Consider the following 13967-nt stretch of genomic DNA (forward strand, 5'->3'; position numbering starts at 1 on the left):
AGAGTTCAACGACCCGGGGGGCCGCACGACGTGACCGGACCAGGGACGAGAGAGATACGAGGGTCGAGCCAGTGACTGAGCCGAGCGCGGCGCCACGTCGTTTCCGGGTCACCGACTTCGCCACCGCCAAGCGCGAGGGCCGGCGCTGGGCGATGCTCACCAGCTACGACCAGTACACCGCCGGCCTGTTCGACGAGGCCGGGGTGTGGAGCCTGCTCGTCGGCGACTCCGCCGCCAACAACGTCTACGGCTACGACTCGACGCTGCCGGTCACCGTCGACGAGCTGCTGCCGCTGGTGCGCGCCGTCGTCCGCTCCACCCGGCGGGCCTTCGTCGTCGGCGACCTGCCCTTCGGCTCCTACGAGGCCGGTCCCGGCCAGGCCCTGCAGACCGCCATCCGCTTCATGAAGGAGGGCGGCTGCCACGCGGTGAAGTTCGAGGGCGGGGTCCGGGTCGCCGAGCAGGTGGCCAAGGTCACCGGCGCCGGCATCCCCGTGATGGGCCACATCGGCTTCACCCCGCAGAGCGAGCACCAGCTGGGCGGCTACCGCGTGCAGGGCCGCGGCGACAGCGCCGCCCGGCTGCTGGAGGACGCGCACGCCGTCGCCGAGGCCGGCGCCTTCGCCGTCGTGCTGGAGATGGTGCCCGGCGACCTCGCCGCGCGGGTGACCGCCGAGCTGCCCATCCCGACCGTCGGGATCGGCGCCGGCCCGTCCTGCGACGCCCAGGTCTTGGTGTGGCAGGACATGCTGGGACTGCGGCAGGGCAAGGTGACGCGCTTCGTCAAGCAGTACGCCGACCTCGCCTCGGTCATCTCGACCGCCGCCGCGGCCTACGTGGCCGACGTCGCCGAGGGCACGTTCCCGACCGCGGCGCACACCTTCGCCGACACCCCGTCCCCCGCCGTCCCGTCCCACCCGTCCGACCCGGCCCCGGCCGGCCCGCCACCCGTCCCGGGTGCGCCAGGAGCTCTCTCGTGATCGTCGCCCACTCCCTCGCCGACTTCGCCACCGCCCGCGCCGACCTCGACGCCGCCGGCCACCGGCGCGTCGCCTTCGTCGCCACCATGGGCGCCCTGCACGCCGGCCACCGCGAGCTGATCCGGCTGGCCCGCGCCAGCGGTGACGCCGTCGTCGTCAGCATCTTCGTCAACCCGCTGCAGTTCGGGCCGGGCGAGGACTACGCCCGCTACCCCCGCCCCCTGGAGGACGACCTCGCCGTCTGCGCGGAGGAGGGCGTCGACCTCGTCCTGGTCCCGACGGTGGCCGAGCTGTACCCCGCCGGCCGCCAGGTCACCGTGCACGCCGGCACGATGGGGACGGTGCTCGAGGGCCGCTCCCGGCCCGGCCACTTCGACGGCGTGCTCACCGTGGTGGCCAAGCTCTTCCACGTCGTCCGGCCCGCCCTGTCGTTCTTCGGGCAGAAGGACGCCCAGCAGCTGACGGTCATCCAGCGGATGGTCACCGACCTCAACATGGACGTCGAGGTGGTCGGCGCCCCGACCGTCCGCGAGGCCGACGGCCTGGCGCTGTCCAGCCGGAACGTCTTCCTCTCCGCGGGCGAGCGGGCGCTGGCCACGAGCCTCTCCACGGCGCTGCGCCGGGCCGCGGCGGCCGACAGCGTGCCCGCCGCGAAGGTCGCGGCCAACGAGGTGCTGGACCGCGTGCAGTTCGAGCCCGACTTCGAGCTCGACTACGCCGTCCTGGTGCACCCGACGACGTTCGCCGAGGTCCCCGACGACCACACCGGTCCGGTGCGCATGCTGGTGGCCGCGAAGGTCGGCTCGACCCGGCTGATCGACAACGCGCTGCTGGAGCTGCCCGCCCCGCTGCCCGAGCAGGAGACGGTCGACCGGGCGGTCTGACGCCCCGCCGACCGCCGGACGCCGCCCCGTGGACCTCGACGACGCCGCCGAGGAGCTGTACGCGGGCTCGCCCGACGACTTCGTCGAGCGCCGCACCGCGCTGGTGGCGCAGGCCCGCGCGGCCCGCGACCGCCCGCTGGCCAAGGAGATCGGCGCGCTGCGCCGGCCGACCCGCACCGCGTGGCTGCTGAACCGGCTGGCCCGCGACGACGCCGCGGGCGTCGAGGCGCTGCTGGCCCTGGCCGGCCAGCTGGAGGACGCCCAGCGCCGGGGCTCCGGACCCGACCTGCGCCGGCTGTCGGCCGAGCGCCGGACGCTGGTCGACCGGCTGGCCCGCGACGCCGTCCGGCGCGGCACCGAGGCGGGCTACGCCGCCGCCGAGAGCGCGCTGCAGGAGGTCGGGCAGAGCCTCCAGTCCGCGCTGGGCGACCCGGGCACCGCCGAGCAGCTGCGGCGCGGACGGCTGACCACCGCCGTCAGCTACGCCGGCTTCGGCTCGACCGACCGGCTCGCGGCGATGGCTGCCTCCCTGCCGGCCGCCGCGGCGCCCGACCCGGAGCCGGAGGTCGCGGCGGCGCCGGAGCCCGACGCCGAGCCCGAGCCCGAGCCTGACCCCGAGCCCGAGCCCGAGCCCGAGCCCGAGCCCGAGGCTGACCCCGAGCCCGAGCCCGAGCCGGAGCCCGAGGCCGACCCGGAGGAGGCGGCCCGCCGCGCGCGGGCGACCGAGGCCGAGAGCGCCTGGGAGCAGGCCGCTGCGGCGCTGGTGGAGGCCGAGCGGGCGGCGGAGGAGACGACGGCCCGGGCCGACGCGCTGGCCGACCGCGTCGAGGAGCTGCAGGCCGAGCTGGCCCGGGTGGAGGCGGACGAGGCCGCGGCCCGCGGCGAGGCCCGGTCCGCCCGCCGGGCGCACCAGGCGGCGACCCGGGCGGCGGAGGAGGCCGAGCGGGCCCGGGACGACGCCCGGGCCGCGCTCGGGGGCTGACCGGCCCGGGGGCCGGCGGCGGGGCTCAGGCCTCGCGCCAGTCCTGGCTGGTGAGGTGCGAGCCGGCCTGCGGCCCCATCTGCAGCATCCCGCCGTCGACCACCCAGGAGGCGCCGGTCACGTAGCTGGACTGCGGCGAGGCCAGGAAGGCGACGACGTCGGCGATCTCGTAGGCGTGGCCGGGCCGCCCCAGCGGCACGCCCGGGCGCTCGGTCTGCGTCGGGTCCTCGTCGGTCTGGCCGGTCATCGGGGTGGCGATCTCCCCCGGTGCGACGGCGTTCGCGGTGATGCCCTGCGCACCGAGCTCCAGCGCGATCGTCTTCACCAGCCCGCCGAGGCCGTGCTTGGCCGCGTCGTAGGCGCTGGAGCCGACGCGGGGCTGGTGCTCGTGGACGCTGGTCACCGCGATCAGCCGGCCGCCGCGACCCTGGCGGACCAGGTGCTTCGCCGCGGCCTGCAGGCAGACGAAGGCGCCGTCGAGGTCGGTGGCCAGCGTCTGGCGCCAGGTGTCGAGGTCCAGCTCGAGGAACGCGGTGCCGTCGCCGGTGCCGGCGTTGTTGACGAAGACGTCGAGCCCGCCCAGCTGCTCGACCAGGCCGTCGACGACGGCGGCGCAGGAGGCGAGGTCGGTGGTGTCGAGCCGGGCGACGTAGGCCTGGCGGCCGTGGGAGCGGACCTCCTCGGCGGTGGCCTCGGCACCCTCGGCGTCGGTGTGCCAGGTGATCCCGACATCCATCCCGGCCTTGGCCAGGGCCACCGCGGTGGCCTTGCCGATGCCGGAGTCGGACGCGGTGACGACGGCGCGCGAGGGCTGGAACTGACGGGGGTCGAACGGCACGGTGCTCTCCTCGGACGGGGGTGGTCTGTGCTCCCCCCGGTACCCGCCGGCGGGCCGGTCACACCCGTCGGGGTGGAGAGAAGAGGCCCCGGACCTGGGAGGATGGGACCCGGCACCCGGAGCCCCCGGGTGCCGCTGTGCGCCGGGACCGTCCCGGCCGATCCCTGGAGGACCCGATGCCCGACGTCTCGAGCGACGCCACCCGCTGCGCCGTGGTCTGCAACCCGACCAAGGTCTCCGACGGGTTCCGCGCCCTGGTCACCGAGCGCACGGAGGCCGTGGGCTGGGCCCCGCCGCTGTGGCTCGAGACCAGCGAGGACGACCCGGGCCGCGGGATGACCCGGGAGGCGCTGGCGGCCGGCGTCGACGTCGTGCTGGCCGCAGGCGGCGACGGCACGATCCGCGTCGTCGCCGACGCGATGGCGGGCTCCGGCACCACGATGGCGGTGATCCCGGCGGGCACCGGCAACCTGCTGGCGCGCAACCTCGACCTGCCGCTGGAGGAGGCGGGCGCCCTCGAGGTGGCCCTCGCCGGCCGCACCCGCGCGATCGACCTCGTCGCCCTCGCGGTCGACGGCGGGCCCGAGGAGCACTTCGCCGTGATGGCCGGCGTCGGGGTGGACGCCACGATCATGGACGAGGTCGACCCGGCCCTGAAGAAGAAGGTCGGCCCGGCCGCCTACTTCGTCGCCGCCGGGAAGGCGCTCGGCCGGCTGCCGATCCCCATGGAGGTCAGCGTCGACGGCGGCCGCCGGCACCGCCGCCGGGCCATGACCTGCCTCATCGGGAACGTCGGGAAGCTGCCCGGCGGCCTGGTGCTGATGCCCGACGCGCAGGCCGACGACGGCCGGCTCGACGTCTACGTCGCCTCCCCGCTGCGGGTCAGCCACTGGCTCAAGCTCGCGCTGCGGGTCATCACCCGGCGCGGCCAGCGCGACGACCAGGTGGACTCCTGGCAGGGCGGCCGGGTGGAGCTGACGCTGCGCCGCGCCGAGGCCTACCAGCTCGACGGCGACGTCGTCGGCGAGGGCCGCCGGCTCGTCGCCGAGGTCCGCCGCGGCGCGCTGACCGTCTGCGTCCCCTGAGCGCCGCCGGGCCGGGGGGCGCCGCCCGGCCCGGCATCCCCTCGGCCTGCATCTCGGGGCCCGCGGTCGGGGGAACCCTGGGCGACGGCTCGGCCCGACCGGCCGTCGTGCCCGCGGCGTAGGCTCGCGGCGTCCGTCCCCAGGCCCCAGGAGGCCCCCATGGGTTCCACCGTGCTCGTCACCGGCGCCTCCGGGTTCGTCGGGTCGCACCTCGCCACCGCCCTCGTCGAGGCGGGCCACCGGGTCCGCGCGATGACCCGGCACCCCGAGCGCTACACGGGCGCCGGCGAGCCCGTGCAGGCCGACGTCGCCGACCGCGCGAGCCTGGACCGGGTGATGGCCGGCGTCGACGTCGCCTACTACCTGGTGCACTCCCTCGACAGCGAGGACTTCGTCGCGAAGGACGCGGAGGCCGCCCGGCACTTCAGCGCCGCCGCCGCGCAGGCCGGCGTCGAGCGGATCGTCTACCTCGGCGGCCTCGGCCGGGAGGACCAGGACCTCTCCGACCACCTCCGCTCGCGCCGCCAGGTCGAGACGCTGCTCGGCGAGGACGGCGTGCCGGTGACCGTGCTGCGGGCGGCCATCGTCATCGGCCACGGCGGCATCTCCTGGGAGATCACCCGCCAGCTGGTCGCCCATCTCCCGGCCATGGTCGTCCCGCGCTGGGCGACGACCCGCACGCAGCCCATCGCCCTCGCCGACGTGGTGCGCTACCTCGTCGGGGTGCTGGAGCCCGCGGAGGCGAGGGGCCGCACCTTCGAGATCGGCGGCACCGAGGTGCTCACCTACGCCGAGATGATGCAGCGGGTCGCGCGGCTGCACCACGGCCGGACGCTGCCGATGGTCACCGTGCCGCTGCTCACCCCCCGGCTGTCCTCGCACTGGCTGGCCTTCGTCACCGACGTGGACACCGAGACGGCGCGGAACCTCATCGACTCGATGAGCAACGAGGTCGTCGTGCACGAGCAGAGCATCCGCGAGGTCGTCCCCGGTGAGCCGATGGACTACACCGCCGCGGTCGAGGCCGCCTACGCGCAGCGCGCGGCGGCGCTCGGCGAGGACGACGAGAAGCCGACCGCCCGGCCGGCCGACCGGGTCCAGGACGAGCGCTCCCCCACCGCATGACCGGGGCGCGCACCCGCCTGGTCGGCCGCGCGCTCGGCGTCGTCCGCCCGATCCTCGTGGACAAGGTGGAGCGCGACCACCAGCAGACCGACCGGGCGTTCCGGCACCGCCGGGTCGTCGTCGCCGTCACCCTCGTCGTCGGCGCCACCCTGCTGGGCCTGTCGTTCGCCACCGAGCAGGGCGACCCCGTCTTCTACGCGCTCACCTTCGGGCTGGCGGCCACCTGGGCGGTCGGCAGCTTCGTCTCCGGACCGCTGCACCTGGGCCACATCCAGATCCTCGGCGCGCTGCGACGGCCGGTCGTCACCCCCGTGCTGGTGGGGCTCGCGCTGGCCGCGGTGTTCGTGGTGGGCGCCCTGGTGATGCGCGAGATCCCGCCGCTGGCCGCCTTCGCCGAGAGCGTGCTGGGCTACGCGCGCGCCGGCAGCCTGCCGCTGCTGCTGGTCATCACCCTGGTCAACGGCATCGCGGAGGAGCTGTTCTTCCGCGGGGCGCTGTTCGCCGCGATCGGCCGCCGCCGCCCCGTGCTGATCTCGACGGTCGTCTACGCCCTGGCCACCGTGGCCGGCGGCAACCCGGTGCTGGTGTTCGCGGCCGTGGTCCTCGGCGTCGTCGTCGGGCTGCAGCGGCGGGCGGGCGGCGGGGTGCTGGCGCCGATCCTCACCCACATCACGTGGTCGACGACGATGCTGCTGGTGCTGCCGCAGATCTTCCCCGGCGGCTGACCCCCTCGTCCCGCGGACGCCGTCAGGCCCTCCGCGGACGCACAGGGCCGCCCCGGCGCTCGCTCCCCCGAACGAGCCACCGGGACGGCGGCTGCGGTTCCCGGGCCGCCTCCCCATCCCCCGATGGTGGTCCGGCGCCCGGGCTGTTCCCCCGACACCGAGAACGATGCCCGGCCCACCTCAGGGCCGGGGCGGGTCCGGGCGCAGGGTCGCCCCAGGATCGGCGCAGGATCTCCCCCGGCGCGCCGACCCGGTCCCGGCGGCGCGGCCCGGGGCTCGGGCGCGACGGCGGGTGGCCCCGCGATACTGGCCCCATGAGCCCCGCGCAGGAGCAGGTCGTCGACGTCGAGGGCCGCAGCGTCCGGCTGACGAACCTGGACAAGGTGCTCTACCCGGCGACCGGCACCACCAAGGGCGAGGTGCTCGACTACTACGCCCGGGTGGGCGCGGTGCTGCTGCCGCACCTGCGGCAGCGCCCCGCCACCCGCAAGCGCTGGCCCGACGGCGTGGGCGACGACGTGCGGCCCGGGACGGTGTTCTTCGCCAAGGACCTGGGCGCCGGCACCCCGGACTGGGTGCGCCGCTTCACGATCCGGCACCGGGACCACGACAACGACTACCCCGTCGTCGACGACCTGGCCACGCTGACCTGGCTGGCCCAGCTCGCCGCCCTGGAGATCCACGTGCCGCAGTGGCGCTTCGCCGAGGACGGCGCGCCGCGGAACCCCGACCGGCTGGTGCTGGACCTCGACCCCGGCGAGGGCGTGACGCTGGCCGACTGCGCCGAGGTGGCCCGGCAGGCGCGGGAGGTGCTGCGGGGCATCGGCCACGACCCGGTCCCGGTGACCAGCGGCAGCAAGGGCCTGCACCTCTACGCGCCGCTGGACGGCGACCTCACCCCGGATCAGGCGACGACGCTGGCCCGCGAGCTCGCGCTGGCCCTGGAGGCCGAGCAGCCCGACCGGGTGATCAGCTCGATGAAGCGCTCCGAGCGCGCCGGCAAGGTGTTCCTGGACTGGAGCCAGAACAACGGCAACAAGACGACGATCTCGCCCTACTCCCTCCGCGGCCGGGCGCACCCGACGGTCGCCGCCCCGCGGACCTGGGCCGAGCTGGAGGACCCCGACCTGCGCCAGCTCGAGCACGCCGAGGTGCTGGAGCGGATCGCGGCCGACGGCGACCTGCTGGCCCCGCTGCTGGGGGCGGCGGCCGCCGAGCAGGACCGGCTGAGCACCTACCGGAGCATGCGCGACGCCCGCCGGACCCCCGAGCCGGTGCCCGCCGACCCGCCCGCCCCGCGACCCGCCGAGGCCGCGCCCACCTTCGTCGTCCAGGAGCACCACGCGCGCGCCCTGCACTACGACTTCCGGCTGGAGCACGACGGCGTCCTCGTCAGCTGGGCGGTGCCGAAGGCCCCGCCGACCGACCCGAAGGTGAACCGGCTGGCCGTGCAGACCGAGGACCACCCGCTGGAGTACGGCACCTTCGAGGGCGGCATCCCGCGCGGGGAGTACGGCGGCGGCGAGGTCCGGATCTGGGACGCGGGCACCTACCGGCTGCACAAGTGGCGGGACGGGAAAGAGGTCATCGTCACCTGCACCGGGCGCCCGGACGGCGGGCTGGGCGGGGTGCGGAAGTTCGCGCTGATCCACACCGGCGGCCCCGGCCGGGCGGCGAAGAACTGGCTGATGCACCTGATGGAGACCGACCCCGAGGACCTGCCGGGCGGCGCACCCGACCCGGTCGCCGCGGAGCCGACGCCCGAGCCCGAGCCGGTGCCCGAGCCGGACCCGGAGCCGCCCCCGGACCGCCGCCGGCCGGCCCCGCCGGTGCAGGACTCCGGCTTCCCGGGGCGGGTGGAGCCGATGCTGGCCCAGCTGACCGCCGAGGCCTCCTTCGGCCCCGAGGAGGGCTGGGCCTTCGAGATGAAGTGGGACGGCGTCCGGGTGCTGGCCTACCTGGCCGACGGGCGGGTGGAGCTGCGGAGCCGGCGCGGCCGCGACGACACCGCCGCCTACGCCGACGTGGCTCAAGCCCTCACCGCGGTCCCCGCCCGCAGCGCCGTCCTCGACGGCGAGGTCGTCGTGCTGGACCCCGAGGGCCGGCCGAGCTTCGGCCTGCTGCAGGCCCGGATCAACCTCACCCGCGCCGCCGACATCCAGCGGCTCTCGGCCACCCACCCGGCCCGGCTGATGCTCTTCGACGTCCTGGAGCTGGACGGGCAGTCGCTGCTCGACCTCCCCTACGACGAGCGGCGCGCCGTCCTCGAGGAGCTCGTCCAGCCGGGGCCGGGCTCCCGGCTGCAGGTCCCGCCGGTCTTCGAGGGCGACCTGCAGGCGGCGATGGACACCAGCCGGGCGCTGGGCCTGGAGGGCGTCGTGGCCAAGCGCCGCAGCGCGCGCTACCAGCCCGGCGGCCGCGGCGACGCCTGGCGCAAGATCAAGCACGCGAAGACCCAGGAGGTGGTCGTCGGCGGCTGGCGCCCCGGCCAGGGCCGGCGCGCCGGCGGGATCGGCTCGCTGCTGATGGGCGTGCCCACCGCCGACGGCCTGCACTACGTGGGCCGGGTGGGCTCCGGGCTCGCCGACCGCGCGCTGGACGAGCTGCAGGCCGCGCTGGCCCCGCTGGCCCGCCGGGACAGCCCCTTCAGCGACGTCCCCCGCGAGGACGCCCGGGACGCCTCCTGGGTGGAGCCGCAGCTCGTGGCCGAGGTCAGCTACGGCGAGCTGACCGGGCCCGGCCGGATGCGGCACCCCGTCTGGCGCGGGCTGCGCCCGGACAAGGACCCGGCCGCCGTGACGTGGGAGCTGTCGGCCGGCTGAGGGGCACCTCCTCGCCAGGCCGGGGCGGCGGCCCCGGCCGTGGTCGTCGAGGGCGGACCCTGAGAACGCAGACGCAGTGGACGCTCGGGGGCCCTCAGCGGGTTCCCGGGGCCACGGCGTCTGCAGAACCAGGGCGGAGGCTGGGTGACGGCCTTCGTGACGTCGGCCCCGGTCAGCCGGTCCTGCGGTCAGCCCTCCTCGAGCCCGCTCAGCCGCACCCCGCGGTGGGCGGCCAGCCGCTCGGCCTCCTCCTCGACCAGCGCCCGGACGGCGGGCGCGAGCGGCCGCCACGGGTCCAGCCGGACGGCGAGGGTGCGCCCCGAGGCCCGCGGCCGCCAGGTGCCGGCGACCTCCGTCCCCACCAGCACCGCGCCCGGTCGGCCCAGCGTCGGCCACAGCGCCCTGTGCCGGTCGCGGTCGGGCACCAGCAGCGTGCGGTCGCGGCCCTGCAGCAGCAGGTCGAAGGGCCCGAGCAGCCGGACGAGGTCGTCCGGGGCCGCCGCGGGAGCGCGGCCGTCCTCGTCGGGCAGCTGCCAGGCCCGCCGCCCCTCGACGACGACCTCGACGGCGTCGGCCGGCCAGTGCCGCTTCACCTCCGTCGCGGTGCTGTCGAGGAAGCCCGCGACGTCGGCGGGCGTGGCCGGGCCCAGCAGCCGCAGGTAGGCCCGGACCACCTGGAGCCGGGCCGGGGCGCCGTCCGGGTCCTCGGCGGGTCCCCAGGTGGTGCGGGGCCAGTCCGGGACCCGGCGCAGCACCGGCGGCGAGGTGCCCGGTACCAGCTCGAGGCCGGCGTACAGCGCGCCGAGCCGGAAGGGGATCTCCCAGACGTGCCGGGTGCCGCAGGGGACGCAGTCGCGCAGGTGCTGCTCCGGCAGCAGGGCGCCGAGCCGACCCGACGCCTCGCCCTTGACCAGCGGCTCCTCGACCACCGCGCGCAGCGCGGCCGCCACCTCGGCCAGGCCCTCGCGCGGGCCCGTGCCCACCGCGGCCAGCGGCGCAGCCGCCCCGACCACGCGCTTGGCCGCGTCGGCGTCGCTGAACGGCGAGGTGGCGACGGCGATGTCGGGCAGGTCGGCCCGGCGGTAGTGGTGCGGCGCCCCGCGCAGCGTCCAGGCCAGGGCCAGCTCGGGCGCCTCGGCGAGCGCGGCCGGCGAGGCGACCGGCACCCCGCGGTTGGCCAGCGCCCAGCTGGCGCCGTCCCGGCCGGTGTCCTGGACGCCGAGGTCGAGCACCGCGGCGTCGGTGAGCGGGCGCGGTGCGGGCGCCCGGTCGAGCTGCTGCGCCGCGATCCGCCGGGCGAGCGCTTCCTGCCGGTCCACGGGTGTCCTCCGTCCTGCCGTCGCCGTCGACGGCTCGAGGCCATGGCACCACCGACCGCTGACAGCCCGCCACCGGCCGGCCCCGCCCTCCCCAAGAAGTTGCCGAGGAAGCAGCCCGGAGGTGCTGAGAACGGCCGGTCGGTCGTGCGCGACCGGCCACACTGGAGACCTCGCCGGCCGCGCCGGACCCTGTCGCCACGACACGACCCAGACGAGGACCCCCATGCTCGAGATCAGCCCGTTGGTGTGGGGGGTGACGATCGCGCTGGTGGTCGTCCTCCTCGCCGCCGACCTCCTGCTCGCCGCCCTGCGACCGCACAAGGTCGGCTTCAAGGAGGCCGCCGCGCAGTCGGTGTTCTACATCGCCGTCGCCGTCGGCTTCGGCGTCTGGTTCACCGCCGCCTACGGCGGGGACTTCGGCACCCAGTACTTCACCGGCTACCTCGTCGAGAAGAGCCTCTCGGTCGACAACCTCTTCGTCTTCGTGATCATCATGACGACGTTCGCGGTGCCGGAGAAGCACCAGCACAAGGTGCTGACGTTCGGCATCGTGCTGGCGCTGATCATGCGGGCGATCTTCATCGCCGCCGGCGCCGCCCTGCTCAACGCCTTCTCGGTCGTCTTCCTGCTCTTCGGCCTGCTGCTGATCTTCACCGCGGTCCAGCTGTTCCGGCACCGCGACGAGGACCCCGACATCGAGGACAACGCCGTGGTCAAGGCCGCCCGGCGGTTCCTGCCCGTCACCGACGACTACGTCGAGGGCAAGCTCACCGTCAGGACGGCCGGCCGCCGGATGGTCACCCCGCTGTTCCTCGTCCTCATCGCCATCGGCAGCATCGACCTGCTCTTCGCCCTGGACTCCATCCCCGCCGTCTTCGGGATCACCAGCGAGGCCTTCATCGTCTTCACGGCCAACGCCTTCGCCCTGCTGGGCCTGCGGGCGCTGTTCTTCCTGGTCAAGGGCCTGCTCGACCGCCTGGTCTACCTCTCCACCGGCCTGTCGATCATCCTCGCCTTCATCGGCGTCAAGCTGATCCTGCACTGGCTGCACGTCGACATCAGCCCGGCGGTGCCGGAGATCCCGACCCTGGTCAGCCTCGCGGTCATCCTCGTGGTCCTGGCGGTCACCGTGGTCGCCAGCCTGGTCAAGACGCGCAACGACCCGACGGCGCACGCGCACCCCGGCTCGCTCAAGCTGACCGGCAGCACGAAGGACCACGCCGACCGGTGACGTCGGGGCGGGGACGCCCTAGCCTGTCGAGGATGGATCCCAAGGCGGTGCTGCAGCGCTACCTCGCCGAGGAACGACGCGGACTGCTCGGCCGCCTCGACGGGCTGTCGGAGCGGCAGGTGCGCTGGCCGGGCACGCCCACCGGCACCAACCTGCTGGGCCTGGTCAAGCACGTGGCCAGCGTCGAGCTGGGCTACCTCGGCGAGGTCTTCGACCGGCCCTCGGGCATCCCGCTGCCCTGGCTCGACGACGACGCCGAACCCGACGCCGACCTGTGGGCCGCGCCGCAGGAGAGCCGGGCCGACGTCGTCGCCCTGCACCACGCCGCGGCCGCGCACGCCGACGCCACCATCGCGGCGCTGGACCTCGACGCCCCCGGCGTGGTCCCGTGGTGGGGGCCGGGACGGCAGGACGTGACGCTGCACCAGGTGCTGGTCCACCTCGTCGTCGAGACCGCTCACCACGCGGGCCACGCGGACGTGCTCCGCGAGCTGCTGGACGGCCGCGCCGGCGACGACCGCGGGAACCTCTCCGCGCGCACACCGGCGGAGTGGGCCGCCCACCGCCGCCGGCTCGAAGCGGTGGCCGAGGAGGCCGGACCGGCGTGACGAGCACCCCGGAGGACCCGCGCGCGTCGCTCGGCCGCCGCCTCGTCGCCGTCCACGACGAGCTCCGGGCCACCCTGCGCGGGCTCCGGGACAGCAGCCACCCGGGCCGCGACGGGTCGCTGGGCGCGCACTGCCTGACCTTCTGCGCCGCCGTCTCCCGGCACCACCGCGGCGAGGACGCCGAGCTCTTCCCCCAGGTGGTGGCGGCCGACCCCGCGCTGGCCGCCGCCGTCGACCAGCTGCAGCACGACCACAACCTCATCGGCTTCCTGCTCCGCGACCTGACCGCAGCGGTGCAGGCCCTGCCGGCCGAGCCCGACGACCAGGAGCTGCTGCGCTTCCGCCAGCACCTGGACGGCCTGGCCGCGATCCTGGAGTCGCACTTCCGCTTCGAGGAGCGGAAGGTGCTCGCCGTGCTGGAGGGCCGGCCCTTCCCGGCGGCACCGCCGGCCTGGGACGTCAGCGGCGGGGTCCAGGATGAGCCCCATGGCTGACACCGACCGTCCGGCCCCGCAGCTGGGCCTCGCCTTCGTCCCCACCCTGGCCCCGGAGCGGCTGCGCACGCTGGCTCCCGCCGTCGAGGCCGTCGGCCTCGACGAGCTCTGGGTCTGGGAGGACTGCTTCAAGCAGAGCGGTGTCGCCTCCGCGGCGGCCGCCCTGGCCTGGACCACCCGGCTGCGGGTCGGCATCGGCCTGCTGCCCGTCCCGCTGCGCAACGTCGCGCTGACGGCCATGGAGCTGGCCACCCTGGAGCGGATGTTCCCGGGCCGGCTGGTGCCCGGCGTCGGGCACGGCGTGCAGGCGTGGATGGCGCAGGTGGGCGTCCGGCCCGCCTCGCCGCTGACGCTGCTGCGCGAGTACGCCACGGCGCTGCGCGCCCTGCTGGCCGGGGAGCGGGTGAGCGTCGAGGGTCGCTACGTGCAGCTGGACGACGTCGCCCTCGACTGGCCGCCGGCCCCGCCGCCCCCGCTGATGCTCGGCGGCTCCGGGCCCCGCTCGCTGGAGCTCACCGCCGAGCTGGGCGACGGCACCCTGCTCGCCGCGGCGCTGACCGTCGAGCAGGTGGCCGACGTCGGGGCACTGCTCGCCCGCACCCGCGGCGCGGGGCACCCGCTGGTGGCCACCGTCATCGTCGCCACCGGTGCCGACGCGCAGCAGCGCGTGGACGCCGAGGTGCCGCTGTGGGGCGGCGAGCCCGGCCGGGGCATCGGCGTCGCCGGCGACGCGGCCCGGGTGGCCGCGGAGGTCCGGGCGTTCGCCGACGCCGGGGCCACGTCGGTGGTGTTCCAGCCGGTCGGGGGCGAACCCGACCTGGACGGCTGGCTCGGCTTCCTGGGCGGTGAGGTCGCCCCGCTGGTGCGGGGCTGA

Annotated in this window: 13 protein-coding genes; 11 read left to right on the plus strand and 2 right to left on the minus strand. The window is 76.0% G+C overall.

Going from position 1 to position 13967, the window contains the following annotated elements:
* Window positions 1-71: 71 nt before the first annotated feature.
* Genes panB through JOF54_RS10040 form a run of 3 tightly spaced genes read left to right on the plus strand, consistent with a single transcriptional unit; the run spans window position 72 to window position 2846 of the window.
* Complete coding sequence (gene panB / locus JOF54_RS10030) at window positions 72-980, plus strand: 3-methyl-2-oxobutanoate hydroxymethyltransferase (RefSeq protein WP_210055252.1); 909 nt, start codon at window positions 72-74, stop codon at window positions 978-980.
* The gene (gene panC, locus JOF54_RS10035; protein ID WP_210055254.1) at window positions 977-1864 is read left to right on the plus strand and encodes a pantoate--beta-alanine ligase; all 888 of its coding nucleotides are present in this window, start codon (window positions 977-979) and stop codon (window positions 1862-1864) included. Before panB ends, panC begins: the two co-directional genes overlap by 4 nt.
* Before the next feature lie 28 nt (window positions 1865-1892).
* Window positions 1893-2846, plus strand: a complete 954-nt coding sequence (locus tag JOF54_RS10040) for a hypothetical protein (protein ID WP_210055256.1) — start codon at window positions 1893-1895, stop codon at window positions 2844-2846.
* Between the two features lie 25 nt (window positions 2847-2871).
* Here JOF54_RS10040 and JOF54_RS10045 read toward each other — a convergent pair whose 3' ends face one another.
* The gene (locus tag JOF54_RS10045; protein ID WP_210055258.1) at window positions 2872-3684 is read right to left on the minus strand and encodes an SDR family oxidoreductase; all 813 of its coding nucleotides are present in this window, start codon (window positions 3682-3684) and stop codon (window positions 2872-2874) included.
* Between the two features lie 176 nt (window positions 3685-3860).
* On the opposite strand from JOF54_RS10045, the gene JOF54_RS10050 reads away from it, so the two are divergent.
* The 4 genes from JOF54_RS10050 to JOF54_RS10065 all read left to right on the plus strand — a co-directional run bounded on the left by JOF54_RS10050 (window position 3861) and on the right by JOF54_RS10065 (window position 9441).
* Complete coding sequence (locus tag JOF54_RS10050) at window positions 3861-4769, plus strand: diacylglycerol/lipid kinase family protein (protein WP_210055260.1); 909 nt, start codon at window positions 3861-3863, stop codon at window positions 4767-4769.
* Between the two features lie 159 nt (window positions 4770-4928).
* Window positions 4929-5894 (plus strand): NAD(P)H-binding protein, encoded by a 966-nt coding sequence (locus JOF54_RS10055; RefSeq protein ID WP_210055262.1) that lies wholly within the window; start codon window positions 4929-4931, stop codon window positions 5892-5894.
* Window positions 5891-6619, plus strand: a complete 729-nt coding sequence (locus tag JOF54_RS10060) for a CPBP family intramembrane glutamic endopeptidase (RefSeq protein WP_210055264.1) — start codon at window positions 5891-5893, stop codon at window positions 6617-6619. The genes JOF54_RS10055 and JOF54_RS10060 overlap by 4 nt, the downstream gene beginning before the upstream one ends.
* Before the next feature lie 314 nt (window positions 6620-6933).
* Window positions 6934-9441, plus strand: a complete 2508-nt coding sequence (locus JOF54_RS10065) for an ATP-dependent DNA ligase (RefSeq protein ID WP_210055266.1) — start codon at window positions 6934-6936, stop codon at window positions 9439-9441.
* A 188-nt stretch (window positions 9442-9629) separates the two neighbouring features.
* On the opposite strand, the gene JOF54_RS10070 is transcribed toward JOF54_RS10065, so the two are convergent.
* Complete coding sequence (locus tag JOF54_RS10070; protein WP_307804019.1) at window positions 9630-10760, minus strand: winged helix DNA-binding domain-containing protein; 1131 nt, start codon at window positions 10758-10760, stop codon at window positions 9630-9632.
* 223 nt (window positions 10761-10983) lie between these two features.
* Between JOF54_RS10070 and JOF54_RS10075 the strand changes: the two genes are divergently transcribed.
* Genes JOF54_RS10075 through JOF54_RS10090 form a run of 4 tightly spaced genes read left to right on the plus strand, consistent with a single transcriptional unit; the run spans window position 10984 to window position 13967 of the window.
* The gene (locus JOF54_RS10075) at window positions 10984-11991 is read left to right on the plus strand and encodes a TerC/Alx family metal homeostasis membrane protein (RefSeq protein ID WP_210055270.1); all 1008 of its coding nucleotides are present in this window, start codon (window positions 10984-10986) and stop codon (window positions 11989-11991) included.
* Window positions 11992-12023: 32 nt separating this feature from the next.
* Window positions 12024-12599: a DinB family protein gene (locus tag JOF54_RS10080; RefSeq protein ID WP_210055272.1), complete on the plus strand. Its 576-nt coding sequence runs from the start codon at window positions 12024-12026 to the stop codon at window positions 12597-12599.
* The gene (locus JOF54_RS10085; RefSeq protein ID WP_210055274.1) at window positions 12596-13093 is read left to right on the plus strand and encodes a hemerythrin domain-containing protein; all 498 of its coding nucleotides are present in this window, start codon (window positions 12596-12598) and stop codon (window positions 13091-13093) included. The genes JOF54_RS10080 and JOF54_RS10085 overlap by 4 nt, the downstream gene beginning before the upstream one ends.
* Entirely contained in the window at window positions 13086-13967 is an 882-nt protein-coding gene (locus JOF54_RS10090) for an LLM class flavin-dependent oxidoreductase (protein ID WP_210055276.1), read from the plus strand. Before JOF54_RS10085 ends, JOF54_RS10090 begins: the two co-directional genes overlap by 8 nt.

The sequence above is a fragment of the Microlunatus capsulatus genome (assembly GCF_017876495.1).
In the GTDB taxonomy this organism is placed as follows: domain Bacteria; phylum Actinomycetota; class Actinomycetes; order Propionibacteriales; family Propionibacteriaceae; genus Microlunatus; species Microlunatus capsulatus.

Coding starts and splice junctions, on each gene's coding strand:
- JOF54_RS10050 (WP_210055260.1), top strand. CDS start 3,861: ATGCCCGACGTCTCGAGCGACGCCACCCGCTGCGCCGTGGTCTGCAAC.
- JOF54_RS10055 (WP_210055262.1), top strand. CDS start 4,929: ATGGGTTCCACCGTGCTCGTCACCGGCGCCTCCGGGTTCGTCGGGTCG.
- JOF54_RS10060 (WP_210055264.1), top strand. CDS start 5,891: ATGACCGGGGCGCGCACCCGCCTGGTCGGCCGCGCGCTCGGCGTCGTC.
- JOF54_RS10065 (WP_210055266.1), top strand. CDS start 6,934: ATGAGCCCCGCGCAGGAGCAGGTCGTCGACGTCGAGGGCCGCAGCGTC.
- JOF54_RS10075 (WP_210055270.1), top strand. CDS start 10,984: ATGCTCGAGATCAGCCCGTTGGTGTGGGGGGTGACGATCGCGCTGGTG.
- JOF54_RS10080 (WP_210055272.1), top strand. CDS start 12,024: ATGGATCCCAAGGCGGTGCTGCAGCGCTACCTCGCCGAGGAACGACGC.
- JOF54_RS10090 (WP_210055276.1), top strand. CDS start 13,086: ATGGCTGACACCGACCGTCCGGCCCCGCAGCTGGGCCTCGCCTTCGTC.